The organism is Oceanirhabdus sp. W0125-5 (assembly GCF_027938815.1).
GTDB lineage: Bacteria > Bacillota > Clostridia > Clostridiales > Clostridiaceae > Oceanirhabdus.
In genome coordinates, this window is record NZ_CP115913.1 from 5,717,349 (window position 1) to 5,743,381 (window position 26,033).

The following is a 26,033-nucleotide window of genomic DNA, read 5'->3' on the forward strand; positions in this document are numbered from 1 at the left end:
TATGAATTATAAAGTAGTTGAGAAATTCGTAAGCGTAAATGGAGAAGGCCGATTATCAGGTCAATTAGCCATATTCATAAGATTTGCTGGATGTAATCTAGATTGCAGTTATTGTGATACAAGATGGGCTAATGAAGAAAATGTTGAATACACTTTAATGAATGAGCAAGAAATATATGAATATATACAATCCACAGGGGTTAAAAATATTACATTAACAGGGGGAGAACCTTTACTTCAAGTTGGTCTTATAGAATTATTAAATGTATTATCAAAAGATGAAGATCTTTTAGTTGAAATTGAGACAAATGGTAGTGTTTCTTTAAAAGAATTTATAGATATTACAAATGCCCCTAGATTTGTAATGGATTATAAACTTCCTTCAAGTGATATGGAAGAAAAGATGTTAGTTGATAATTTAAAATATTTAACAAAAAAAGATACAATTAAATTTGTTGCAGGTACTACTGAAGATTTAGAACGAGCTAAGTATCTAATAGATGAATATAATTTAATAAATAAAACCAACGTATATATCAGCCCAGTTTTCGGTAAGATTGAAATGGCTGAGATTGTTGAATTTATGCATAAATATACTATGAATGGGGTTACCCTTCAAGTACAGCTTCACAAGATAATATGGGATCCTGAGGAAAGAGGGGTTTAAATACAATGGCTATCAATGTAAAAGAAATTGAAAAACACATAAGAGGAATTTTAATAGCTTTAGGTGAAAATCCAGATAGAGAAGGTCTAAAAGATACCCCTAAACGTGTTGCTAAAATGTATGAAGAAGTATTTTCTGGACAATGTTACACAAATGCTGAAATTGCTGAGATGTTTAATAAAACTTTTGAAGAAGATTTAACTATAGATAAAACTAATAAAGATATTGTTTTTATGAAGGATATTGAAATTTTCAGCCATTGTGAACATCATTTAGCTTTAATGTACAACATGAAGGTATCTGTTGCTTATATTCCTAAAAATAAAATTATTGGTTTAAGTAAAATCGCTAGAATTGCTGATATTGTTGGACGCAGATTGCAGCTTCAAGAACGAATTGGTACGGATATAGCAGAAATCATGCAGTTAATAACAGAATCTGAGGATGTTGCTGTTATCATCGAAGGTGAACACGGATGTATGACAACTAGAGGTATTAAGAAAACAAATACTAAAACCATAACAACAACGTTAAGAGGAAGATTTAAAACTGACTTAAGTATACAAAACAATCTAATGCTTATGTATAAATAGATATTAACGAAAGGTTCGGTGTAATTAATGAATATAGAAGTAAATAAAGATAAAGCTGTAGTAGTTTTTAGTGGTGGCCAAGATAGTACAACTTGTTTGTTCTGGGCAAAGAAAAGATTTAAAGAAGTTATTGCAGTATCATTTGATTATGGACAAAAACATAAATTTGAATTAGAATGTGCTAAAGCTATCTGTAAGAAGCATAATGTTGAATATCATTCTTTAGATTTAACTTTATTAAATCAATTAGCTCCAAACTCTTTAACTAGACAAGATATAGAAGTAGATAAAGATTCCCCTAAAGAAGGTACTCCAAATTCATTTGTAGATGGAAGAAACTTATTATTTATGTCTTTTGTTGCAGTATTTGCAAAGCAAAAAGGAGCAAATCACATTATAACAGGTGTATCACAAAGTGATTTTAGTGGATATCCTGACTGTAGAGATGTATTCATTAAATCATTAAATGTTACATTGAATCTAGCTATGGATTATCAATTTGTAATTCATACACCATTAATGTGGATTGATAAAGCTGAAACTTGGAAATTAGCTGATGATTTAGGTGTACTTGATATAGTTAAAAATGAAACCTTAACTTGTTATAATGGAATTATAGGAAATGGCTGTGGAGATTGTCCTGCATGTAAATTAAGAAAAAATGGATATTTAGAGTTTAAAAGATTATATAAATAAAGCACGCTAAGCGTGCTTTAAAAACCGAATGGAGAATTGAGAATGGAGAATTGAGAATGCTGGATGTTTCTGCATACGCAGAAACTACATTTTATTATTCTTTAGGACAAGAGGTTTTTACTCATTTTATACTCGGATAAAATATAGTATTCAAAATACAGGGTTTCATTACAAATGAAACGAGTAAACTTGCATTGTCCAAAGAACAAAACAATTAAAATTTCACGAAGTGAAATGTCCTACGTTCTCAACTCTACACTCTCCATTCTCAATTATGTTTTTTACTCACTTCTTTTCATTTCAAAAATTACATACTATTTAACCTTTTCTCTTAAAATTCTAATTCCTCGTCTTAAACTCTTCAAAACATTTTCAACCCCTATATCATTGACTATTCCTTGGTGAGTCACTAATGACATAGCAGTTACAATAACTATATCTTTCTTGTATTGTTTTATTGAACGTTCATATAACTTCCACCCAAACTTTTCAACTTTAGGGGCTATTAGATATTTTTCCAGTGTAACCTTTAAAAATGCAAAGAAAAATACAAACAATCCACTTAGTACTTCAGATGATAGATACAATTCCCCTTTATGACTAATTTCAGAAATAACCAAAACTAGTATTATTGATAATATTACATCTATTAGAGAGATTAACGAGTTCATAAATGAAAATAAGTTAAATCTTCTTTTTAGCCTCTCTTCGATTTTCTTTCTACCTTCTAGAATTACTGAGTATTCCTCAATTATTTTCTTATCTAAATTACGTTGTTTTTTTCTTTCCAATTTCTTTTCTAATATTTCTTTTGACAACTGATCAAATTTACCTTGTGAATTTTTGTAAGCCCAGTTTAAATTATACTTATGTTCATTTTCAGCAACTTCAGAAAATTCATCAAATAAATTATTTAGCTTTTCTAAGTCTTCTGAAATATGCTCAATCTGTTTATCATAATTTCTTTCTGGACATATTTCCATAAGAAGCGAATTGACAGTTGTCTTTATATCATTATTATCAAAGTCATTTATCATATGTACACTCCTAAGTTCTTTTAATTATGGATTATATCATATATTTTAAATAGTTTAAATAAAAAAGAGTATTTTGACCAATGCTCTTATTAATTGATTTAATTTTATAGTAATTATTATAATTTAATAGCTTTTGTTGCTATAAAAGTATTTATATATGGATCTAAAGGTGCATCCCCTCCGCTATTATCTTCATAAAAACCTGCAATAACAAATCCTGCATCTATTTGACCCTGTATTTGATCTTCTAATGAATGTCCAAAACAAGCTGGTTCATTTTGGTCAGTAATCAACTCTTTAAACTCCGCTTCTGAAAGATCTCTAATATCTGAGTATGGTATTTTATGCTTTACAACTAATTCTCCTTTATTCATTGCTTTTAAATCAAATATATATTCTACTGAATTACTGAATCCAGCTAGAAGAACACCATTCTTCTTTAATATTCTATAAGCTTCTTTCCATACTGGTAAAACATTATCTATGAAGCAGTTTGAAGTTGGATGAATAATTAAATCAAAAGATTCATCTTCAAATCTAGATAAATCTCTCATATCTCCTAGTTCAGTACGTATAGTTAACCCTTCTCTTTCTGCCACTAATATATCTTGACTCAGCTGATTTGGCGAATTATCAAATACTGTAACCTCTGCACCTAAAGCCGCCATAATTGGACCTTGTTGACCGCCTCCTGATGCAAGACATAACACTTTTTTATTTTCTAATAAAGATGGAAACCATGCTTTAGGAACTGACTTCGTTGATGTTAATACAATATCCCATTCTCCATTTTTAGCATTTCTTATATCTTCCTCACTAACAGGTCTAGTCCAAATATTATTGTTTTCAACCTCTTTGTTCCAAGCTTCTCTATTATAATTAATAAAATCCATAATAAAATCCCCCTTTGTTGTTGCCACAAATTTTCTATGTTACTATTTAATTATAATAATATGAGATTTTTATAAATGAACAAAAATTGCTGTTTTAGGAGTTAAAATGAAAAACTTTAGTTTATACGAAAAAATAGAAACCTTAATTGAATATATAGAAGATAATATCGAAGAAAAATTAACTTTAGAAACCCTTTCTGATGTAGCTGGCTTATCAAAGTTTCACTTAATACGCGTTTTTAAAAAAATATCCGATAGTACACTTATGAATTATGTTCGCTCTAGAAAGCTAGCTTCAAGTTTAAATCCTTTATTAAATACAGATATGAGAATTATCGATGTGGCTAATCAATATAATTTTGAGCATGAACAGACATATATTCGATCATTTAAGAATGAATATAGAATCACTCCTGCCAAGTTTAGAAGAAGTCACACTCCAGTTAAAATTGTAGATAAAATTAACTTTAGTTTCTGTAAAGAATTTGAACATGGAGTTTTATTTAATCCTCAGTTTGTAGTTAAGCCTGAATTTAAAGTGGTTGGAATTAAAGACATAATATCAGAAGAAGATAATTTCATTGAAAATGAAGCTAATAATAGAGGCGTAGATTTTTTCTTTAATCATCGTCACAAAATAAAAAATGCAATTAATCCAAACACTTATATTGGCTTAACTAGAGTAATTAATAATGAATCTGATTACACCTATTATATGCCCTCAATTCAAGTATCTGAGTTTAATGATATTCCTCAAAATATGTACTGCGATACTATACCAGCTAGTAAATACGCAGTATTTCAATATGTAGGAAATCATCCTGTTGAAGAAATATCTAACCTTACAATGCTAACATTATTTGATTATATATTTCAAACTTGGATACCAAAACTAAATTATGATTTTTCCAAAGAAGGTGGATTTCATTTTGAAGAAATTAATAGTGAAATAGCCTCTGAAAATTATTGTGAAGCAAATTTATACTTTCCAATTAGTTTATAATAAATATATTATATGATTTTTAAGGAGTGCTGTATTAGAGTACTCCTTAAATGATTCTATCCCCTACTCCATCTCTATTACAAACATTATCATTAGTATACAATTCTTTCACTTTAGCAAATTGCTCTGACCAAACTAATATATCACTATTAGTTATCCACTGATCACATGACCCTTCTAAGTTTAATTCCTTTAATTCATTTGTAATACTTTCTTCTAAAGCTTTACATACATTTGAAGTTGATATATTAACTAATCCTCTTGTCCATTTACTATTAGTTAATTCTACATATGGTGTTACCTCTGATCTATTATGTTCTTCAATCAATTCAAGAAACACACTCTCCATAACACTAATTATTTTAGTTATATCTTCTTCCATAAAACTATTCTCTAATTTAGTACTTATACTTGCAGCTAACTTAGGTAATTTAGAAAATTCATATGAAAACCACTTCATATATCCTGGATAATACTTTTTATTATATAAGTATACTAACCTTATTATATTTTCTATAATCCTAGTTAAAATGATCTTTCCAGATATTATTTGATTACGTTTATAACATAGTGGTATTAAAGCAAGATCATCAAGCTGTTTCCAACAATACAATAATTTATATTTCCATATGTCCTCATTGTAATATGAAAAATCCTTTCTTATCTTTGTTATTTCCCCAATAGGGTCTTCAAATATTTTTCCTCTGGTTAATTCTAAAAGCTTTTGTTCAGGTATACATAGCCATTCTAAATTATTTAGGTAATATTGATTTGTAGTATAATCTCTATTATTTATCCCGTACTGAATTCTTAAATATCTTTCTACTGTAGTGATTGCTACATGATGAATGGAATTATGTTTATCATCAGTAGTTACAAGAACCTGGAACTCTTCATTAAAAACAAATCTAGTCTTATAACCTAAATATTCAAGCGGTAATTCTGCCTTAAGCATCTCATCAATTTCATCACCATATTTATTATAATCCTCTTCCAATAACCATAAATGACATCTAGGACCCCACTCATGATCTCTTGATAATTCATCATCATTTCCTAAAACATCTGAACCATATCCAATAAGTCCTGCTCCATACTTATTTTTTAACATGGGAAAATGCTTCTCTATTAATTTCTTTACAACATTAAAATAAAACAATTCACTTAACTCTAGCCCCTTCACCTTAACCCTCCCTTACATAATATCTTAAAATATAACCACTAAATAAATATTACCAAAAATAAAATAATTTACTAGACTTATAATTTCCACTGTGTTATCCTATAGCTAGAAGTCTTGATAAAAGTGAATATTACAAATCATGCAACTGGCGGAAATGGAGTTTACCATGTGGAGCATGATTGATGATGATTATCGACCGCCTGGGTAAATAGTTTATTTATCCAGGCTTTTTTGCGTTCAATTTTATTTTAGGAGGTCTAATTCTATGAAAAACGCTGAATTTGAATCAAATAATATTAAGAGAATTCAAGAAAATATTTATCCAGGACGAGGGATAATCATTGGCAAGACACCAAATAATAATTTTTATGTACAAGTATATTGGATTATGGGAAGAAGCAATAATAGTAGGAATAGAATTTTTGAGAAATATGATAATTGTGTAAAAACAAAAGCCTTTGATGAGAAGAAACTTGAGGATCCTACATTGATTATATATAATCCTATCAAACAACTTGATTATTACCATATAGTCGGAAATGGAGATCATACAGATACAATATATGATTATCTTTGTAATAGTAAAACTTTTGAAAAATCTTTAGAAAGTAGATATTTTGAACCAGATGATCCTCATTATACTCCAAGAATATCAGGAATTATTAATAATAATTTAGATAACCCTCACTATAAACTTTCTATATTAAAAAGTATTAATAATAACAGTGAGTTCTGCCAAAGATCCTTCTACAATTATGAGAACTTTATAAGTGGTTATGGTCATTGTATTCATACATTCAAAAGCGATGGACATCCTCTTCCTTCTTTTGATGGAGAACCCTTTTTAGTTAAACTATTTGATGATATTGATGAAAACCTAAATCATTTTTGGAATTCTCTAAACCAACAAAATAAGGTTTCTTTATTAGTTAAATATATTAGTGTTCATAGCAATGAAGTGACAATTAAGATTAAAAATAAGAATCAATAAAACAGGAGGTCTAATTCTATGAAAAATTCACAATTAATCCTTAAGTACGGATGTAATCCCCATCAAAAATCTGCAAAGATTTTTACTAATAATAATTCTCTGCCTTTTAAAGTTTTAAATGGAGCTCCTGGCTATATAAACTTTATGGATGCCTTTAATTCATGGCAATTAGTAAAGGAACTAAAACAAATAACCAGACTACCTGCAGCTGTTTCATTTAAACATGTAAGTCCAACGGGGGCTGCTGTTGGGCTTCCCCTAAGTGATTCATTAAAAAAAGCTTATTTTGTTGAAAACATAGATTTATCACCTGTTGCTACTGCTTACGTAAGAGCAAGAGGTGGCGATAGAGTATCTTCTTTTGGAGATTGGGCTGCTATAAGCGATATTGTTGATTTACCTACTGCAAAGATTTTAAGCAGTTCTGTTTCAGATGGAGTAATCGCTCCTGGCTATACTGATGAAGCGCTTAATATATTAAGGAAAAAGAAAAAAGGCAATTACTGCATTATTGAAATGGATTGGACCTATGAGCCTGATACTATTGAGAAAAGAGATATCTTTGGAATTACCTTTGAGCAGAAAAGAAATGATGTTTTAACTAATGAAGATTTGCTTATTAATGTAGTAACTGATAATAAACTTATTCCTGAGAATGCAAAAATAGATTTACTAATATCAATGGTTACCTTAAAATATACCCAATCTAACTCAGTTTGTTTTGCATTAGATGGTCAAGTTATTGGAGTAGGTGCAGGTCAGCAATCTCGAATACATTGTACAAGATTAGCTGCATCTAAAGCTGATACATGGTTCTTAAGACAACATCCTACTATACTTAACCTGCCATTTAAAGATGGTATCCCAAAATTTTATAAAGATAATCTTATAGACCAGTTTTTAAGTGCTGATATTACTCCTATGGAAATGAAAGATTGGGATTCAATACTAAATTATATTCCTAATAGATTAACTAAAGAGGATAAAGCTGAATGGTTATCTAATCTAAAAGAAGTTTCTTTAGGTTCTGATGGATATTTCCCCTTTATTGATAACATACACAGAGCAGTTAAAAGTGGTGTTAAGTATATAGTTCAACCAGGTGGTTCATTACGTGATGATATGGTAATCCAAGCATGTAATCAGTACAATATAGCTATGGCTTTCTCAGGATTAAGATTATTCCATCACTAAACCAAAGAGAAAGTGTCCCCTTTTTAAACTCAATTCAAAAGGTTACACTTTCTTTTTTCATTTTAAAATAATACTGATATATATTGCCTATTTACTGAATTATCATATGAAATATTATATTTCATATTCTTTTATAATATGTTGTCTCTTAAGTTCATACTCTTCTTTGCTCAAAGTACCATTTAATTTGTAATCCTTCAATCTATCTAATTTACTTTTTAAATCATTACTCTTTTTATTATCCTCTAAAATTCCCTGCTTATCTGAGTACTTGTATTGTTTATTACTATAATCTATTGAAATTACTAAAGCACATAGGGTTAATATTATTGTACTTATAATACCTAATAAAATTATCATTACTAACAAGTTCTTATTAGTATTTACTAATTCATTGTATTCAACTGATCCTGCCACAATAAAGTTTCCTCTATTTGTCTTAGAACAATACATAACTTTTTCTGTTCCATTCCATGAATAATTAAACGATGTAGTTTCATATTTCTTATCAAGCGATTGTTTCAATCCTTCTATTTCTGGTGTATACCCTATAAAGTCTTTACTCGGATGAATTAACGCCTTACCCTCTTCGTCTAAAAGCATCATGTAACCAGTTTGTCCAAAATGATTATCTTTTAATTTTTCTTCTATAATACTTAAATCTATCTGAATTCCTAATAAACCAATGAGTTTATCATTCTTAAAAATTGCCTTAGCAACAATCTTTACCATATCCCTAGTTACAATATTATTTATGTTCTCACTCCACACAGAATCCTTAGTATTAACCGCATCTACATAGTAAGGTCTCTCTGTTAAATTAATATCTAAGTATTTGTTATCATGTGGATATATATACATTCTATTATTAGGTGTTGCAAAAAAAATCATTTTAACTTCATCATGAACCTTATTATATTCTTCAAATCTCAATAATAAATTTTCTACTGTATCAGTCTCACTTTCTGCAATACTTTGAATCTCTTTACTACTGCTTAAAACTTCTAAATCTTTTTCAATATCACTTAGGTAATCTTCTATTGATACTGATACATTCCTTACTAATTCCATGTTATACTCCATGGCGCTATTTATAGTTCCCTTTACAACACAATTAAATAAAATTATAACTATTAATGCCATGCAAACTCCAATTAAGCTAAAAAATTTTAAGAACAATTTTATTTTTTCCCTTGCTTTTAAATTGTTATTCTCAATATTAGTTTTTGTCATCTCTTATCCCCCTATATCTTACATTTAACTGTTTATCTTTCATATCCTGAATTCTTCTTTTGTTAATTTAATTCTGTAATGGTAAATAAATTCATATTAATAAATTTACTCACAATTATAACATGTATTTATCTTTTAGTCTTGTATTATAAATTGTTATAATGTAGAATTATTACGAAATTATAGAAAAATCCATCTGAGGAGAAATAACAAAATGAAGCTACAAAAGAACGCTCAATCATATTTACTAATTATTTTAGGAGCAACATTATGGGGTATAATTAGCATTTTTGTTAAAGGGCTATATAACCTTGGCTTTAACGCACTGGAAGTTGTCTTTATAAGGGTATTTAGTGCATCATTAATTTTAATTGTATATATTATTTTTACAAATAAGGACCTGCTTAAAATTAATTTTAAAGATATCTTCTACTTTATTGGAACTGGTGTCTTCAGTATAGTATTTTTTAACTGGTGTTATTTCACCGCTATGAACTTAATACCTTTATCCGTTGCATCAATACTGCTTTATACGGCGCCAGCTTTTGTAACAATTCTATCTGCTATAGTTTTTAAAGAACGTATAACTAAAAGAAAAGTATTATCATTACTATTAACGTTTATAGGTTGTATATTTGTAACAGGATATTTTCCTAACACAGGAGGAAAAATAACTCTATTAGGACTTTTGGTGGGTATAGGCTCTGGATTTGGATATGCTTTATATAGCATCTTTGGAAAAGCAGCTATGAAAAAGTATGATTCTATTACAATTACCGTTTATTCTTTTATAGTTGCTAGCATTAGTCTGATTCCCTTGATTAATTTAAAAAATATGGTTTCATTATTTGATAATGTACAAGCTTATGGTTATGCTATAGCTTTAGGCTTATTCCCTACAGTATTAGCTTTTATTTCATACACTAAGGGATTAGAAAACATTGAATCTAGTAAAGCTTCAATTATTGCAACAATTGAACCTGTCGTTGCATCAATTATTGGTATGGTTGTTTTTAAACAAGTACTTAGCTTCTATCAAATATTAGGAATCTTAATAGTTATTATGGCTATATTTATTGTTAGTGAGAAAAATAAAAACCATAAAAAAAAAGCACGGCACCGTGCTTTAAAAACAAATGTATAATTGATAATGGATAATGTATAATGATGGATGCTTCTCTCTTTCGTGAGAAGCATCCATCATTATTGTTCTTTAGATAAAGATAATTTACTCATTTTATCTATGATAAAATATTGTATTTAAAATACAATGTTTCTTTTCAAAATCAAACGAGTAAAATCATGTTGTCCAAGGAACAATATAATTAAAATTTCTCGAAGAGAAATGTCAATCATTCTCCATTCTACATTCTCAATTCTCTATTATGTTTTTAACGAGTGTTTTCCTTTAAAAGAAAACTTTCTTCAGTTTTGTTTATTTATTTTTCTGCTACTTTAACCTCATTAACTTTTTTAACCTCATTTGCCTTGTTATTAGGTGCAAGACGATGCGCAACTATAGCAAAAACTACTGCTAGTCCACCAAATACTAATAATCCCATATTAGCAGCTCTTACTTCATTCTCAATGTATGAATCATATGTCCATAGTATTGTAAAAGCAAAAGTTAATGCTGATAATACAACGAATGTATAACTACCTTTATTAAATCTATTTATTTCTTTTAATTTTTTATAAAAATATACTATTGCAGAAAATGATACCGCTCCAGCAACAAACCACACTAATTGATGTAAACCTAATAACCATTTTAATAAGCTAACTATTATATGCATTTATTTCCCCCCTAGCGCTTCTCCCAGAAATCATTTATTGCGTCTTTTAAATATTTTGATTCCATACGTAATTCTGGCTCTACTGGACCACCGTATCCAAACCACTCATCCATTGAACGAAGTAATGGTTTAAATGGAGTTAATGTCATTAATTTTGATAAATCATGATGCCATTCATCAATTTTATTGTATGGACATACTGAGAAACAAGTTCCACAATCTCCACCATTATAAGCCCAGAATGCATTACATCTTTCAGCATTTACGAACCATTTTTCAACACCTGTACATATTGATTTATTAACTTTACCTGTGTCAAATTCCATGCCTTCTTTTAATACTTGCGCTGGCTCATGAGTAATAGCTTTAGAAGGACATGCATCAGCACACTTCATACACACATTACAGAATTCCTTTACACCAAAAGTAATTGGCTTATCAGCATCTAATTCTAAATCAGTGAATATCTTTGATATACGTACACGTGGTCCATACTTTTCTGTTACTATCATTCCCATTCTAGCAGCTTCACCTAATCCTGCTTCAATTGCTAGTGGTACAGACAGAGCTGTATCATTTCCACAAGGAGCTGCTTTATACCCTATCTCACGTAAGAAAGTTGCTATTTTATGGTTTGTTTCAGCCATTTTTGAATAACCATATCCAGCAGATGCTGATGCTATCTGTGACGGAGCAGTCTTAAATCCATCATAGTCCATCTCATATGCTAAAACGATAACTGATTTTGGTTCAAAGCCTGCCTCTTTCATAAAGTCTGGCTTTACTGTTGTAACACCATATGTCTCATATTCCCCAGTAGGAATTGTAGCAGGGTTCATTGGACTATATTCTTTTGATCCATCTGGCATTGTAAATAATTTCACATTTGGAGTTGCCCACTCTTTATAAACCCATCTCTTTGCTCTTTCATATGGTACAATACCAACTAAATCCGCTCCTAAAAACTTTGAAGCTTTTTTAATATATTGAGATGCTTCTTTTTTATCTTTAAATTTATACTGTGTTCCACCATGCGCTAGTATGTTATCCACCTTTGAGTTATCCCAAGAATTTAAACTTGGAACAAACACAGGCATGTCTTTCATTACTTCACCTGTCTCTGGGTTAATTGGATGTCTTTGAAGATATGCATTACGAGCTCCTGCTGAAGAACCACTATTAAAATGTGCCTCTACACTCCATCCTGCTTTATTTAATGCATAATCAATTTGTCTATATCCCAATTCCCCTGCCCTTAAAAGAGGTTTGTGCCCTTCATCTTTAAGTGCAAAATCCATCATTGATTCCGCTGGATTTTTATAACCATATGTTTTTACAATATGATCATCAGCATATTCTTCTTTATCCCAATAAACACGATAAAAGAATACATTTTTTTGTTCAAATCCATTAAACTCTTTAGTTATTTCTAGTGGAAATTCATCATGTTCTTTTCCAAGATCTAATGCAAATGCATTCTTTGGTTTGGTTGCAAGCGCGGCTCCCGTTGCTGCAGTGGTAACTCCAGCAACCTTTAAAAATTCACGACGGTTCATATATGTTCCTCCTTAGCTTTATTTACTTATTTTTCTTCAATAGCTTCTTTTATTCCATTTTCAACATCTTTTGATGATTTTTTAAACTCACGTACTGTATCACCAAAAGCCTTTCCAATTTCAGGTAGCTTTTTAGGACCAAAAATTAAAAATCCAACAACTAAAATAATAAGTAATTCTGTACCACCTAATCTTCCAAACATGCTCTCTCCTCCTTAATGATCTAATATCCCTGCATTTTGTAGTTACGTTAAAATAAAATTAACTTACGATATTTATTAATTGTTTCACCATCTATAGAGAATCCATAGTTAAACTTTATTTATACATACACCTTAGAAAAAGCTATATGATTATTGCCCAAAATCGCAGAGCTTCACTGAGTTTTGGGTGTGTATAAATTTAGTTTTAACTTAGATTCTCTATAGAAAATCTACTTAATTATTTTCTTAAACGCCTCTAACTGTTCCCATATTTTGTGAAATAATTAACTTTTTTGATCAATATTTTACTGTATTAACTTTTAATAATACAGCAGAACATCGTCGAATTTCGCGAAATAATATGCAATTTTGTAATGATTTTAAATGTTATAATTGCAGCGCATAAGTTTTTTTACTAAAGTCAAAATAACATTAAACTTATACTATTTTGTAATATGATTTTATATGTTATAATTTCTACAAACAAGATTCCTTTACTATAGTCAAATCAATTTTACTATAGTCAAATTTCTTTAATATATATATACGAAATAGTACAATACCCTTAACATTATACGAATTTATACTTTTCCAACTGACCATGTTCCATAAGGAGGTAAAAATGCACGAATCAAATTATTATCTAAAAGTTGGTCAAACCATTAAAGAATTACGTGAAAAACAAAATATGACCAAAACTGAACTTGCATCTGGGATTTGCTCTGTTTCTTACATTACTCGTATAGAAAATGGAGAACGCTGCCCTACTTCTGTTATATTAAGACAACTAACAACTAAATTAGGTATTTCAAATGAATATTTATTTAGATCAATTGAGTCTGATTCAGCCATGCATGTACATGAACTTTTAGAAGAATTATTACTGCGCATTGAAAGACACGATTTTAAAAGTATTTATGATTTAGTAACTAAAGAAGAAAAAGACCTTTATATAGAATCAATTCATGATATGCAACTATTCAAGTTATTTAAATGTATGAGTAATACAATCTTAAGTGAAGATTATAAATCAGGGCTAAATGAACTAAAAACCATATTAGATATTACTTATAATAAAGGTAATAATACTACTGGTACTGAATTTTCAATAATGTTTATGTGTGGATATTTTCTTTTACTGGATAATCAAAAAGAAAAAGCATATACTTACTTAAAAAGTATAAGAAAATACTCGGATAATATTAAATTTCTCTCTACTCGTGCAATTATTCCAAGATATTATGTATTTTTAATTTTAGCCTGTCTTGATACCTCAAATATAGAAGAATGCTTTGAATATGTTAATTATTCAATTGATTACTGTAAAAGATATAACAAGCTTACTATTTTAAGAGAATTATATTTTTTAAAAGGTGAGATATACTATCGCCTGAACAATAAAGATGAATTTAAGAATTGGTATGATAAAGCATTAATCATGCATGAATTAATTAAACTTTCCGATGATGATTATTTTGAAACCTTAATAAATATTAGATTGAAACAACTAAAACTTATTTAACTTCAATAAAAAAAGCACGGATCACCGTGCGATAAAAACAAATGTATAATTGATAATGTATAATGTATAATGATGGATGTTTCTGAACTCTCAGAAACTATAATTTACTATTCTTTAAGAGAGAAACAATTTACTCATTTTATCCTAAGATAAAATATTGTGATTCAAGTTCAATGTTTGATTTAAATTAAACGAGTAAAGTTAATTTGTCCAAGGAACAATATAATTAAGATTTCTCGAAGAGAAATGTCCATCATTCTCCATTATACATTCTCCATTAGGTTTCTATAGGTTTGTGTTTTCCTTTAGCAGAAAAAGAACAACTTTTTGATACAATTTTTGATTCAGCTCTTCCTCATCAAAATTCGAGTACCTTTCTTTTTCTTCTTTACTGAATGAAATGTTTTCTTCTTGTGCTATCTTTTCTATAATAGCCTTTTCCGTTAAATAAGTTTCTGCTTCTAATTTACATTGTTCAATTAATTCTTCTTCAGTCTTTTTTGTGTATGATAAGTATATTTGTAAGTTAGTATTTTTCTCTTCTAGTTGTTTTTTAAAGTCTTCTAAAATTTCATTTTTAAGAGACTCTACTTCTTCATCAGTTAACTGAACCTCTGAAGTTTCTATAATTTTTCTCATTATTTCATTAATAGTCTTTGCACTTTCTGCCATCATTTTTTGATAATATATATTGTCTTTAGCATATGCTTTTAATTCATCTATTGTGTTTATACCTTCAATTTTAAAACTTCTAACTACATCATCTGTTAATTCAGGAATAATTCGTTCCATAACTGATAATATTCTTATCTTAAAATGAACTTCCTCACCTCTAAGATACCTTATTGAAGTATCCTTTGGCATTATAACATCGATTTCAATGATATCATTTTTACTCTTTCCTACTATGCTATCTTCAAATTCCTTCATTAAGAATCCTTCACCAATTTTTGAATGATAATTTTTAGCGCTTAACTTAGAAACATGTTCCCCTTCATAATATCCATCATAATCTATTGCAATATAGTCTCCCTTTTCAACAATACCTTTTTTATCAACATCGATTTTATAACGTTCTCTAATTTTTAGACAATAATCATTGATTTCATAATCTTTAACAATTACTTCAGGTCGCTTAAAATCAAACCCTTTATATTCACCTAGTTTAACGTTCATCATATCACCTTTTCTAATCTTTATTTTGCTATTTGTCCTTAGTTTTTTTACTTTCTTCTATCTTTACATCATCTTCTGCTGATTTTTTAAACTCACGAATTGTCTCTCCAAAAGATTTTCCAATCTCAGGCAACTTTTTAGTACCAAAGATTAGGAATCCAACAATTAATATGATTAATAATTCCGTACCGCCTAATCTACCAAACATGACTCAACCTCCTTAATCTTAATATTCTAATATTCCTGCGTTCTGAAGTATTAAAATACCCTGAAATACCATTACTAATAAGATAATAAAACTTAATACTAATTCTTTAGTTGTTATTTTTTTATCTTTTCCCATAATTTAACTCCTTTGTTCCTTATTTTTACGATTAATTTAAAAGATAAACCTATTGGACAAAAATAAGTACAATAAAAACGACTTTGGAATAAACTTATAAAAATTAGTATTGGTAAGCTCATCCACATAATCGGTAAAGCTGTTAAATTAAATATTGCACCAAATGGATCATAAGCTAATGTTTGAATTTCATTTGTATAAAATACAATCATTAAAGCCATATAAGCTAATGTAGGTGGTATTAATGTGAATATTTTTACTAACTTTGAATTTAACTTAATTGGTTTTAGTCCACCAAATTTATTAATAGATTCTTGCATTGCTCCAAATGGACATATCCATGAGCAATATAAGTTCCTACCTGTGACTAGAATCAGAATGATTGTCCCAAAAATTAATAAATACCATGATATATTATTAATAGCTGGCCAATCTCCACTTAAGAAAGAAAAAATTGTACCAAAAGTAACAAACTTGTTTAAGTAAAAACCAAGAACTACTGCTGAATATAGCAATATCCATTTACGATATTTGTTAATTGACTTTATATAAACACTAAGAGTTGCAATCACAAAAATTAATATTAAAGCCAGTTCATTTAAACCAATTGAAAATTTATAAAATGGATTTATAACATTTTCATTGAAATAGTTTTTTCCAATAACTGTTGTAGCATCATTGACAGCCTTCGTTATAGCCGCTGATGATATTGTTGCACCACCCACAGCATCAACCTTATTCTTTGTTTTAATTCCCTCACTACTTCCAGCATATCCTTCTGCGTTATCTAAATAAACAGGTTCAGAAACAGCCATTCCCTTGAACCTCTCGTTAAATTTAATAGATTGTAATTTTTCAAAAAAAGCTGGTGTTTCCCCTTGTTTAATTATTTCAACCTGATGTATTTTACCTGTATCATTGATCATAGTCATTACTTCAATAGTTGACTGATATCCTACCGATTCTGTAAAAGCTACAAAATAAAATTCATTAGGATCATTTTCTGTATATGCTTTAAAAATCAGAGGTGAATTATTTATTTGTTCAGTTTTATAAATATTTAAATTTGCTTCATAGATTTTTGATGCATAGTTCTCAGATTCACCACTGAAAAACATAGAATAAGCACCATAAATCAATAAAGAAATCGCTAAAAATGCTAAGTATACTTCTCGAATAGACCATTTCTTCTTCATAGCTACCTCCACTTAGTAATGTAAATTTATTTGTTAAAAAATTAATTAACTACTTTTAATTTTAGTTATTAATTGCTTTTTTACAATCATTTTTGACTATTGTCATACCAATTCACTAAAGTTACTGAAGAATAATAAAATCCCATACTTTAAAGCATGGGATTTACAACATGATAAGCTAAATATATCAAGTTTTTTATAGGCTTTCTATTTTTGATTTGACGTAAATTTACTCAAATTCTTTTTAGGTGCTAAACGATGTGCAATTACAGCAAAAACTACTGCTAATCCACCAAAAACTAATATCCCCATATTAGCTGCTCTAACTTCATTCTCTAAATATGAATCATATGTCCATAATATTGTAAAGGCAACTGTTAAAGCTGATAATACAACAAATGTATAACTTCCTTTGCTAAACCTACCAACCTCTTTTAATTTCTTATAAAAATATGTTATAGCAGCGAATGATACCGCCCCAGCAACAAACCATGCTAATTGATGTAAACCTAATACCCATTTAAATAAGCTAACTATTGTGTGCATAAATGTATCCCCCTTCTAAAGTTTGTTCCAGAAATCATTAACAGCATCTATTAAGTATTTTGATTCTATACGTTCCTCTGGATCAACTGGACCACCATATCCAAACCATTCATCAAGATTACGTAATAATGATTTAAATGGAGTTAACGTCATTAATTTTGATAGATCATGATGCCATTCATCAATTTTATTATATGGACAAACTGCAATACATGTGGAACATCCAGCCTCATTGTAATTCCAGTATGAGAAACATCTTTCACCACTACAGAACCATTTTTCAACCTCAGTGATATTTGATATAGATACTTTACCTGTATCAAATTCCATTCCTTCCTTAAGAACCTTTGATGGTTCACTAGAAATAGCTTTTCCTGGACAAGCATCCGCGCATTTCATACAGACATTACAGAACTCTCTTACTCCAAATGTCTTTGGTTTATCTGGATGTATCTCTAAATCTGTATATACTTTAGCTAAACGTACACGAGGTCCATACTTTTCTGTAACTACCATTCCCATTCTACTACCTTCACCAAGACCTGCTTCAATTGCTAGTGGCACTGATAACGATGTATCATTTCCACATGGAATAGCTTTATAACCTAACTCTCTTAAGAAAGTAGCCACTTTGTGTGTTACTTCTGCCATGTTAGAATAACTCAATTGCACTGTTGTATTTGCAACATATGATGGTGCTGCTTTAAATGCCTCATAATCCATTTCAAATGCCATAACTATTATGGATTTTGGTTCGAATCCTGCTTTTTTTACAATATCTGACTTCTCTATGTTTGCACCAAATGTTTCATACTCACCCTTTTGCAATTTTATTGGATTAAAAAATAAATATTCTTTACTACCATCAGGCATAGTAAACAGTTCTGTTTTGGGAGTTGCCCACTCAGTATATGTCCATCTTTTTGTTCTTTCATTATATGGTGCAATCCCTACCAAATCAGCTCCTAAAAATTTAGCAGCTTTCTTAACATATTTAGCAGCATCTTTTGAATCTTTGAATTCATACGGTGATTTATTCTTCATTAACCTTTTATCTACCGTTGAATTATCCCAAGAATACAACCCTTGAACAAAAACAGGCGTATCACTCATTTTTTCGCCAGTCATAGGATTAATTGGAAATGTTTGAATCGGAGAATTAACAGCTCCTAACTTACTTCCTCCCCCAAAGTGTTTATCCATACTTGCACCTGCTATTCCTAATGCAATCTCCACTTCTCTATATCCAACTTTGTTTGGATCATGTGTTCTTCCTTTTAACACTCTAGATTGTATTCCAAAATAATTTACAAGCCCAGCTGGAAGAGTATGAAACTCTTTTGAATATGTTTTTTTAATATATTCATCCTCAAAAGGTTCATTATCCCAAAATCCACGTATAAACATACAATTTTGAAAACTAAATCCTTTAAAGTCTTTTGTAACTTCTGCTGGAAAATCATCTTGTTCTTTTGCAAGCTCCACTGCCATAACCTTCTTAGGGTTTGATGCCATAGTCGCTCCTGCTATGGCAGTTGAAACTCCAGCCACTCCAGTAGCTTTTATAAATTCACGTCTATTCATATATATACCTCCTTTGTTTACTTACTGCTCTCAATTTCAACAGCTTCTTTTATTTCATCTTCTGCAGCTTTTGCAGATTTTTTAAACTCACGTATTGTATCTCCAAAAGACTTCCCAATCTCCGGTAATTTCTTAGGACCAAATATTAAAAAACCAACAACTAAAATAATAATTAATTCTGTTCCACCTAATCTTCCAAACATACTCTCACCTCCTCTAAGCTTAAAGTATATTTGTTAAAAATTTAATTAAGCACTCTTTTAATTTTAGTTATTAATTAGTTTTTTACAATCATTTGGGACAATTGTCCCTCCAATGGGACTATTGTCCCACCTTGTGACTATAGTCAACTAGTTATGTGTATACTATAATGTAATTAATGTATTATCATTAAAAATTCTGAAAAAATTATACGTAAATTTATGTTTGTAAACTTATTGATTAAATTATTGATAATTATCGGATTATTTTTCTATAATTATGAAATAAGGAGAGTATTATGAAAGAAATAAATTATTATTTTGAAATTGGACCATATCTAAAAAAACTTAGAGAAAAGAAAAATATGTCTAGATCTCAACTTGCAGATGGTATCTGTTCTGTATCATATATTGCTAGAATTGAAAATGGAAACCGCTGCCCTAGTTCAGTTATTTTAAGACAAATATCAAATAAACTAGGTATTACACCAGAGCATCTATTTAGGGCAATTGAATCTCCTAAAGGCTTATATGTACAAGAAATTATAAATCAAATTATGCTTTATGTTGAACGATATGATTTTGCAAATCTTTTTAATTTATTAAATGATAAAAAAAATTATGAACATCTTGATATTCTCTCCATTCATGATTATCAAATAATACAAACAGTGAAATATTGCAGCAAAGCTTTCTTAGATAATAATTATGAAGCTGGTATTAAAGCGGCAAAAAAAATGCGAGACCTTACTTACATTAAGGAAAGTACACCTACAGATATTGAATTTATGCTCATGAATATTTATGGATTTTTTCTATTATTAAATAATCAAAAAAAAGAATCATATAATTATTTAAATAAAATAAAAAAATATGTTGATGATCTAAGCATACTTCATACCCCTGTTGCAATACCAAGATTTTATTCCGTTTATATATCAGCATGTATTGATACAGGTAATTTATATGAAGCTGGTTCATATATTGATTATGCAATTGATTATTGTAAAAAAAATAATACTCATATTCTTTTAAGAGAACTATATTTTTTAAAGGGTGAATTATGTTATCGACTTGGAAATAAAGATGAATTCAAAATTTGGTATGATAAAGCAGTATTAGTTCATGAATTGTGTAAATATACAGATACAGAATATTTTATTTTATTTACTGAAAATAGATTAAAAAACCTAGCTAATTAGCTAGGTTTTTGTTTAATTATTTATCTGTGCTTTTCTCTTCTTTTTTTCATTTATTTTACATAAGAATATGCTGAACTCATAAAGTAAAGCTAATGGAATTAATGCAATCCCCATTGATACTGGCTCTGGAGGCGTTAAAAATGCACAAGCAATTAGAAGTGCAAAATAAGCATATTTTCTAATAACAGCTAGTAGTTGTGAACTTAAAACTCCAATATAGGAAAGTATAAAAACTAAAACAGGCATTTGAAATATAAGTCCAAAATACAACATCATCTTACTTATAAAATCAATATAAGTATTAGCCCCCATAACAATTGTCAAATTAGAGGTTCCCGCAAGCTGCTGAGAAAATCTAACATAATATGGAATAAGCACAAAGTATGAAAATCCTATTCCTAAAATAAATAGAATAAATATCATTGGAATATATTTATAAACAAATCTTCTCTCTTTTTTTGTTAAAGCTGGTCTTATAAATAACCACATTTCTATAATAATATATGGAAATGTCACAATAAAAGCAGCCATTGAGGAAACCTTAAGAGACAATAATAAGGGATCAGTTATATTAAATACATTTAAATTTACCTCTACTACTTTAGATGTTAAGGTAATAAAATCAAGAATTTGCGGAACAAACATAAAAGTAGCGGCTAAAACAATTGTGAAAACAATTAATGCTCTTAAAAATCTTTTACGCAGCTCTTTTAAGTGATCCATAAATTTCTCATCATGCTGTGTCATATTAATCACCTACTTTTTATTATTAAGGCTTTACTCCAATGTGTAAAGCCGCTGCTCCACCTGCATAAGACTTTACTTTTACTTGAGCAAACCCTACTTTTTTGAATAAATCTTTTAATTCCTTTTTACTTAAAAATTTTTCAGTTGAATCATTAAGCCATTGATATTCTTTCTTATGTTTTGAAAATACTTGTCCCATTATTGGCATAATATATTTGAAATATAACCAATATAACTGTTTATATACTGGTATTGTTGGATGTGATGTATCTAAACATGCAACTTTCCCTCCAGGCTTTACAACCCTCATCATTTCACTAATAACCTGTTCATAATCAGGAGTATTTCTTAATCCAAATCCTATAGTTACATTATCAAATGTATTATCATCAAAAGGTAACTTCATAGCATTTCCATGTACAAACTCAACATTATCTAACATAAGTATTTCCTTTTTATACTCTGCTACAGATAACATATTTTCTGAAAAATCTAATCCAATAACTGAAATTTTTCCATCAGTTTTCTTTGATAACATAATACTAAAATCACCTGTACCACAACACACATCCAATATCTTAGAGTCATCTCCTATATTCAGCTGCTTTATTGTATTTTGCTTCCACCTCTTGTGCATGTTAAAACTAATAATATTATTTAATTTATCATAATCATTTGATATACTTTGAAAAACCTCGTACACTTTTTCTTGTTTATTAAACTGTTTTTTAGTCATATTATTATATACCTGCCTTAAATATGATTGATATTAATAACCCCATAATTACAGCTAAGTGATACTTCACTCCCACTTTACCTATAAGCCCCATAGTTCTCCCTTTTGTTTTAATACTCTTCTCATATGATAAAAAATCAGTTATACATTTATATGGAAATATTAAAAGAACAATAGCACAAACAATTATTGGATAAAGACCCAAAAATACTAAAACACCTGTTAAGATGAGTACCAACATAACATTAAAAACCCACAGTTTCTCAGCATTTCTTCTTCCTATTATTATAGGTAATGTCCTTCTGCCTGCCTCTTTATCTCCATCTAAATCACTCAAATTATTAGAAAGTAGAATGGTTCCTATATATAAAGTTGTAGGAATTGCTACTACCACTGTACTTAAATTTAAAACCCCTGATTGAATATAGATTACTGTTGTTGTAATACCAATCCCCATAGTTACTCCCGATACGATTTCCCCTATTGGTGTATATGAAATAGGTAATGGTCCACTAGCATATAAAATTGCTATAATTCCTCCAGTAATACCTACAAGTAAAATATAATAGCTTGTCTGACTTCCAAGAAAAACACCTATCATAAAAGCTGTTAGTTCAAATAAAATTATAATAAATAAAACTTGTTTAGGTGTAATCTCCCCACTTACAAGTGCTTTTTCATGAACTTTATCCTCTCCATCTGCCCCACGTTTAAAATCAAAATAATCATTTGTCATATTAGTACCGCTTTGAATCAGTATCATTGCAATCATCAATAATACAAGATAAACAACATTACACTGTCCATATGCATACCATGAATACGTTGACCCTAATAATACTGGAATAACTCCTGCAACAAGAGTTTTTATATCCATAAGCTTTATTATAGATTTAATACTCATGTTATCTCACTCCCTTTATAATTGCATTTGATACAGTCACATGTGATATCAATACATTGTTTTGATCAATCATTTCAATATTCCAAACATGTGACATCCTTCCCTTATGCATAAGCTTCCCTTTTGCAATAATATAACCTTCTATTTTTTTTGGTTTCATATGATTTGCATTCACACTTTGACCTACTGCTAATTCGTCATCATCTATTATTTGAATTGAGGCATATCCTCCAATAATTTCTCCAAAAGCTATTGTTGCTCCCCCATTTAAATACCCATAGGTGTTGTCATGAAACTTTGTTAAGTTCATTTTTGCTTCGAGCTCATCATCATTTACCTTGATGTATTCAATATTTAAACTTTCAATTAAATTCATTTTATTCTTCACCTATTTCCTTATAATCAATTGTATAATCTTTCAATACATTTTCATCAATTTCCACACCTAACCCATATCCTTTTGTCACAGTAATCATTCCATCTTGTGCTGTGATTTCTGGCATAATTACATCTTTTTCAAAGTAACGTTTTGAAGGGGATAAATCTCCTGGAATATAAGTATCTTTTAGACTAGCTAAATGAACATGGAGCATTTTGGATATACCACTTTCAATCATACTTCCTATCCAAAATTGAATATTGTTTTCTCTACATAGTTTTATCATTTCCCTTGCATAATATAAGCCACCAACACGTCCTACTTTTACATTTACTACTTTTAAAGCCTTGTGCTTAATTGCTGTGTTTAACTCTTCCAGAGTTTGTATACTCTCATCCAAACATATGGGAGTGTTCATTTCTTCTTGAAGTATATTATATTCTTGAAAATCCCCTGAATCTAAAGGTTCTTCTATGCAAGTTAAATTCAGTTCATCAAACTGTTTCAATATTTGAATTTGCCCCTTTTTGAAACTTCTATTAGCATCTGCTAATAATTGAATATGAGGAAATTCTTCTCTAATACCCTGTAATTTATCTAATCCATCCTCTGGTTTAATCTTTATTTTAAAACGATTATACCCTTCGTTTTTATAAAACTTGATTTGTTCAATAAGGTTTTCAACCTCTAAATCACCTAAAGCAATCCCACCATATATACTTTTATTAGTCTCTTCATTAAAAACAACATCCATAATTGATTTCTTATGCCTTCTAGCATATAAATCTACAATAGCATTTTCTAAACCTGCAAGTGCCATAGGATAGGTTGGCTGTATCCATAAATGTATCTGAAAGGGATGTTCTATTTTCTTATTAATTACATTTGGAATATAGACATACTCTAAGATATCTTTGGAATACATGAGTGTTTCATCTGTATAAAATGGTTCATTAAAGGCGACTACTTCTCCATAACCAATATTTCCAAGTTCATCAGTCGCTTTTATAATAATTGTTTCTCTATCCTTTAAAGTAGTTTGTGATGATTTAAATGTAAACTTCAAGGGCATTTTAATATGATAAAGTTCTATCTTTTGAATTCTCATTTAATCTACCTCTATTAGCTCCTTCTTCAGTATTTTCCCTGATGCATTCTTTGGAAGAGTATCTAAATAGATAATCTCTTTTGGGATTTTATATTTAGCTAATTTATCTATAAGATATTTAATTATCTCATCTTCCTTTAAGGAAGAAACAACATATAGTACAGGTACTTGTCCCCATGTTTCATCTTTCTTACCTACAACTGCACATTCGATTATCTTTGGATGGGCATATAGAATATTCTCAATCTCTTTAGGATAAATATTTTCCCCACCAGATATAATTATGTTCTTTCGTCGGTCTAGTATATATATAAAGCCCTCTTTATCCTTATACCCTACATCTTGAGTATTAAAATAACCTGATATTTTCTCTTTTCCTATATAGCCATCCATTAACATTGGACTTTTAATTAAAACCTCACCTATTCCATTTTCATCTGCATCTTTAACTTGAATATCTACACCATGTAAGGGTAACCCTACTGAGTCAATTTTATTTGGATAATTCAATACTGAAAAAGTAGTGGATTGGCTAGTTGTTTCAGTCATTCCATAAGTTTTATATATAGGAATATTCTTTTCTATGCTTCTTTCAACCAAAGGCTTTGGAATAAATTCTCCTCCAACTAATACAACACGTAAATCATGCTTATCAATTCTTTTAACAATTCTGTTTAACATTGTAGGAACAACTGATATCATGTTAATTTCACTGTTCTCAATTAATTTAATTACTTCTTCTTCATGAAATTTATCTAAGATAGTAAGCTGTGTTCCATTGTATAAACTTCTGATTAAGATAGCTAGTCCACCAATATGAAACATTGGTAAAACAACAAGCCAATTATCTTCATCTTTTACACCTAAACTCACTTGTGAGGCTTTAACATGAGAGTAAAATTGTTTCCATCTAATAGGAACAGATTTAAATTTCCCTGTTGTAGCACTGGTGTTCATAATAACAGCCACTTTTTCTCCATTAAACTCTTCTTCTAGCTTTACTTGTGCCCCTTCACTCTCATACACTTTACTAAAAGATATAAATTTATCATCATGTGAAAATACAGTCTTTATATCTAATGCACTTAATTGTTTCGTTATCTCCTGGTCTGACAGCCGTATATTCAACATTAGCACTTCTTTGCCTAAAGCTTGAAGAGCTAAAAAGAATAATGCCATATGAACAGAGTTGCTTGAAAAAATAGCAACCCTGTTCTCATTGTGCACATATGAAGATAATTTTCTAGCTAATTCTATTACACGGTGATAAACTTCACTAAATGTCATATCATTAATAAATTTTTTATTAGGCCTTTCAAAGTTATGTTTTTTAAGCCACTCCATA

28 protein-coding genes and 1 riboswitch are annotated in these 26,033 nt (G+C 29.4%); of the genes, 9 read left to right on the forward strand and 19 right to left on the reverse strand.

The features are described from left to right. The first annotated feature begins 1 nt into the window (after position 1). The 3 genes from queE to queC are packed head-to-tail and all read left to right on the forward strand — an operon-like array spanning position 2 to position 1,956. On the forward strand, positions 2-667 hold the full coding sequence (gene queE / locus OW730_RS26550) for a putative 7-carboxy-7-deazaguanine synthase QueE (protein ID WP_271227070.1): 666 nt from the start codon (positions 2-4) through the stop codon (positions 665-667). A 5-nt stretch (positions 668-672) separates the two neighbouring features. Beyond that, entirely contained in the window at positions 673-1,260 is a 588-nt protein-coding gene (folE, locus tag OW730_RS26555) for a GTP cyclohydrolase I FolE (RefSeq protein ID WP_271227071.1), read from the forward strand. Between the two features lie 27 nt (positions 1,261-1,287). Continuing rightward, positions 1,288-1,956: a 7-cyano-7-deazaguanine synthase QueC gene (gene queC / locus OW730_RS26560; protein ID WP_271227072.1), complete on the forward strand. Its 669-nt coding sequence runs from the start codon at positions 1,288-1,290 to the stop codon at positions 1,954-1,956. A gap of 314 nt (positions 1,957-2,270) precedes the next feature. Here queC and OW730_RS26565 read toward each other — a convergent pair whose 3' ends face one another. Further along, the gene (locus OW730_RS26565; RefSeq protein ID WP_271227073.1) at positions 2,271-2,993 is read right to left on the reverse strand and encodes a hypothetical protein; all 723 of its coding nucleotides are present in this window, start codon (positions 2,991-2,993) and stop codon (positions 2,271-2,273) included. Between the two features lie 116 nt (positions 2,994-3,109). After that, entirely contained in the window at positions 3,110-3,886 is a 777-nt protein-coding gene (locus tag OW730_RS26570; protein WP_271227074.1) for a class I SAM-dependent methyltransferase, read from the reverse strand. A 106-nt stretch (positions 3,887-3,992) separates the two neighbouring features. Here OW730_RS26570 and OW730_RS26575 point away from each other — a divergent pair, with 106 nt between their 5' ends. Beyond that, positions 3,993-4,889 (forward strand): helix-turn-helix domain-containing protein, encoded by an 897-nt coding sequence (locus OW730_RS26575; RefSeq protein WP_271227075.1) that lies wholly within the window; start codon positions 3,993-3,995, stop codon positions 4,887-4,889. A gap of 46 nt (positions 4,890-4,935) precedes the next feature. Here OW730_RS26575 and OW730_RS26580 read toward each other — a convergent pair whose 3' ends face one another. Then, the gene (locus tag OW730_RS26580; RefSeq protein WP_271227076.1) at positions 4,936-6,072 is read right to left on the reverse strand and encodes a DUF4037 domain-containing protein; all 1,137 of its coding nucleotides are present in this window, start codon (positions 6,070-6,072) and stop codon (positions 4,936-4,938) included. 131 nt (positions 6,073-6,203) lie between these two features. Beyond that, positions 6,204-6,285, forward strand: a riboswitch (ZMP/ZTP riboswitch). A gap of 52 nt (positions 6,286-6,337) precedes the next feature. Here OW730_RS26580 and OW730_RS26585 point away from each other — a divergent pair. Together OW730_RS26585 and OW730_RS26590 are read left to right on the forward strand one after the other, a co-directional pair. Continuing rightward, positions 6,338-7,063 (forward strand): IMP cyclohydrolase, encoded by a 726-nt coding sequence (locus tag OW730_RS26585; RefSeq protein ID WP_271227077.1) that lies wholly within the window; start codon positions 6,338-6,340, stop codon positions 7,061-7,063. An 18-nt stretch (positions 7,064-7,081) separates the two neighbouring features. Further along, positions 7,082-8,257, forward strand: a complete 1,176-nt coding sequence (locus tag OW730_RS26590; RefSeq protein ID WP_271227078.1) for a phosphoribosylaminoimidazolecarboxamide formyltransferase — start codon at positions 7,082-7,084, stop codon at positions 8,255-8,257. A gap of 114 nt (positions 8,258-8,371) precedes the next feature. Here OW730_RS26590 and OW730_RS26595 read toward each other — a convergent pair whose 3' ends face one another. Continuing rightward, positions 8,372-9,490: a cache domain-containing protein gene (locus tag OW730_RS26595; RefSeq protein WP_271227079.1), complete on the reverse strand. Its 1,119-nt coding sequence runs from the start codon at positions 9,488-9,490 to the stop codon at positions 8,372-8,374. Positions 9,491-9,704: 214 nt separating this feature from the next. Here OW730_RS26595 and OW730_RS26600 point away from each other — a divergent pair, with 214 nt between their 5' ends. Further along, on the forward strand, positions 9,705-10,634 hold the full coding sequence (locus tag OW730_RS26600; RefSeq protein WP_271227080.1) for a DMT family transporter: 930 nt from the start codon (positions 9,705-9,707) through the stop codon (positions 10,632-10,634). 295 nt (positions 10,635-10,929) lie between these two features. Here OW730_RS26600 and OW730_RS26605 read toward each other — a convergent pair whose 3' ends face one another. Genes OW730_RS26605 through OW730_RS26615 form a run of 3 tightly spaced genes read right to left on the reverse strand, consistent with a single transcriptional unit; the run spans position 10,930 to position 13,045 of the window. After that, positions 10,930-11,286 (reverse strand): hypothetical protein, encoded by a 357-nt coding sequence (locus OW730_RS26605; protein ID WP_271227081.1) that lies wholly within the window; start codon positions 11,284-11,286, stop codon positions 10,930-10,932. 11 nt (positions 11,287-11,297) lie between these two features. Further along, positions 11,298-12,842, reverse strand: coding sequence for a reductive dehalogenase (locus OW730_RS26610; RefSeq protein WP_271227082.1), 1,545 nt, complete (start codon positions 12,840-12,842; stop codon positions 11,298-11,300). A gap of 26 nt (positions 12,843-12,868) precedes the next feature. Beyond that, complete coding sequence (locus OW730_RS26615; protein ID WP_271227083.1) at positions 12,869-13,045, reverse strand: twin-arginine translocase TatA/TatE family subunit; 177 nt, start codon at positions 13,043-13,045, stop codon at positions 12,869-12,871. A 622-nt stretch (positions 13,046-13,667) separates the two neighbouring features. Between OW730_RS26615 and OW730_RS26620 the strand changes: the two genes are divergently transcribed. After that, positions 13,668-14,567: a helix-turn-helix domain-containing protein gene (locus OW730_RS26620; protein WP_271227084.1), complete on the forward strand. Its 900-nt coding sequence runs from the start codon at positions 13,668-13,670 to the stop codon at positions 14,565-14,567. A gap of 285 nt (positions 14,568-14,852) precedes the next feature. Here OW730_RS26620 and OW730_RS26625 read toward each other — a convergent pair whose 3' ends face one another. The 6 genes from OW730_RS26625 to OW730_RS26650 all read right to left on the reverse strand — a co-directional run bounded on the left by OW730_RS26625 (position 14,853) and on the right by OW730_RS26650 (position 19,615). Then, positions 14,853-15,746, reverse strand: coding sequence for a hypothetical protein (locus OW730_RS26625; protein WP_271227085.1), 894 nt, complete (start codon positions 15,744-15,746; stop codon positions 14,853-14,855). A gap of 25 nt (positions 15,747-15,771) precedes the next feature. Beyond that, positions 15,772-15,951 (reverse strand): twin-arginine translocase TatA/TatE family subunit, encoded by a 180-nt coding sequence (gene tatA / locus OW730_RS26630; RefSeq protein ID WP_271227086.1) that lies wholly within the window; start codon positions 15,949-15,951, stop codon positions 15,772-15,774. 113 nt (positions 15,952-16,064) lie between these two features. Next, positions 16,065-17,282: an FMN-binding protein gene (locus OW730_RS26635; RefSeq protein WP_271227087.1), complete on the reverse strand. Its 1,218-nt coding sequence runs from the start codon at positions 17,280-17,282 to the stop codon at positions 16,065-16,067. Between the two features lie 207 nt (positions 17,283-17,489). Beyond that, a complete protein-coding gene (locus tag OW730_RS26640) occupies positions 17,490-17,828 on the reverse strand; it encodes a hypothetical protein (protein ID WP_271227088.1) in 339 nt (112 codons plus the stop codon). A gap of 15 nt (positions 17,829-17,843) precedes the next feature. Then, positions 17,844-19,412 carry a reductive dehalogenase gene (locus tag OW730_RS26645; protein WP_271227089.1) on the reverse strand — a complete coding sequence of 523 codons (1,569 nt, stop codon included), beginning with the start codon at positions 19,410-19,412 and terminating at the stop codon, positions 17,844-17,846. 17 nt (positions 19,413-19,429) lie between these two features. Then, on the reverse strand, positions 19,430-19,615 hold the full coding sequence (locus tag OW730_RS26650) for a twin-arginine translocase TatA/TatE family subunit (protein ID WP_271227090.1): 186 nt from the start codon (positions 19,613-19,615) through the stop codon (positions 19,430-19,432). 296 nt (positions 19,616-19,911) lie between these two features. Between OW730_RS26650 and OW730_RS26655 the strand changes: the two genes are divergently transcribed. After that, on the forward strand, positions 19,912-20,814 hold the full coding sequence (locus OW730_RS26655) for a helix-turn-helix domain-containing protein (RefSeq protein WP_271227091.1): 903 nt from the start codon (positions 19,912-19,914) through the stop codon (positions 20,812-20,814). 12 nt (positions 20,815-20,826) lie between these two features. On the opposite strand, the gene tatC is transcribed toward OW730_RS26655, so the two are convergent. Genes tatC through menE form a run of 6 tightly spaced genes read right to left on the reverse strand, consistent with a single transcriptional unit; the run spans position 20,827 to position 26,032 of the window. Further along, positions 20,827-21,561 (reverse strand): twin-arginine translocase subunit TatC, encoded by a 735-nt coding sequence (gene tatC, locus OW730_RS26660; RefSeq protein ID WP_271227092.1) that lies wholly within the window; start codon positions 21,559-21,561, stop codon positions 20,827-20,829. Positions 21,562-21,583: 22 nt separating this feature from the next. Then, positions 21,584-22,297, reverse strand: coding sequence for a demethylmenaquinone methyltransferase (locus OW730_RS26665; RefSeq protein WP_271227093.1), 714 nt, complete (start codon positions 22,295-22,297; stop codon positions 21,584-21,586). 4 nt (positions 22,298-22,301) lie between these two features. Next, positions 22,302-23,201, reverse strand: coding sequence for a prenyltransferase (locus OW730_RS26670; RefSeq protein WP_271227094.1), 900 nt, complete (start codon positions 23,199-23,201; stop codon positions 22,302-22,304). A gap of 1 nt (position 23,202) precedes the next feature. Continuing rightward, positions 23,203-23,577 carry a PaaI family thioesterase gene (locus tag OW730_RS26675; RefSeq protein WP_271227095.1) on the reverse strand — a complete coding sequence of 125 codons (375 nt, stop codon included), beginning with the start codon at positions 23,575-23,577 and terminating at the stop codon, positions 23,203-23,205. 1 nt (position 23,578) lies between these two features. After that, complete coding sequence (gene menC / locus OW730_RS26680; RefSeq protein WP_271227096.1) at positions 23,579-24,688, reverse strand: o-succinylbenzoate synthase; 1,110 nt, start codon at positions 24,686-24,688, stop codon at positions 23,579-23,581. Then, complete coding sequence (gene menE / locus OW730_RS26685) at positions 24,689-26,032, reverse strand: o-succinylbenzoate--CoA ligase (protein WP_271227097.1); 1,344 nt, start codon at positions 26,030-26,032, stop codon at positions 24,689-24,691. Position 26,033: the final 1 nt, after the last annotated feature.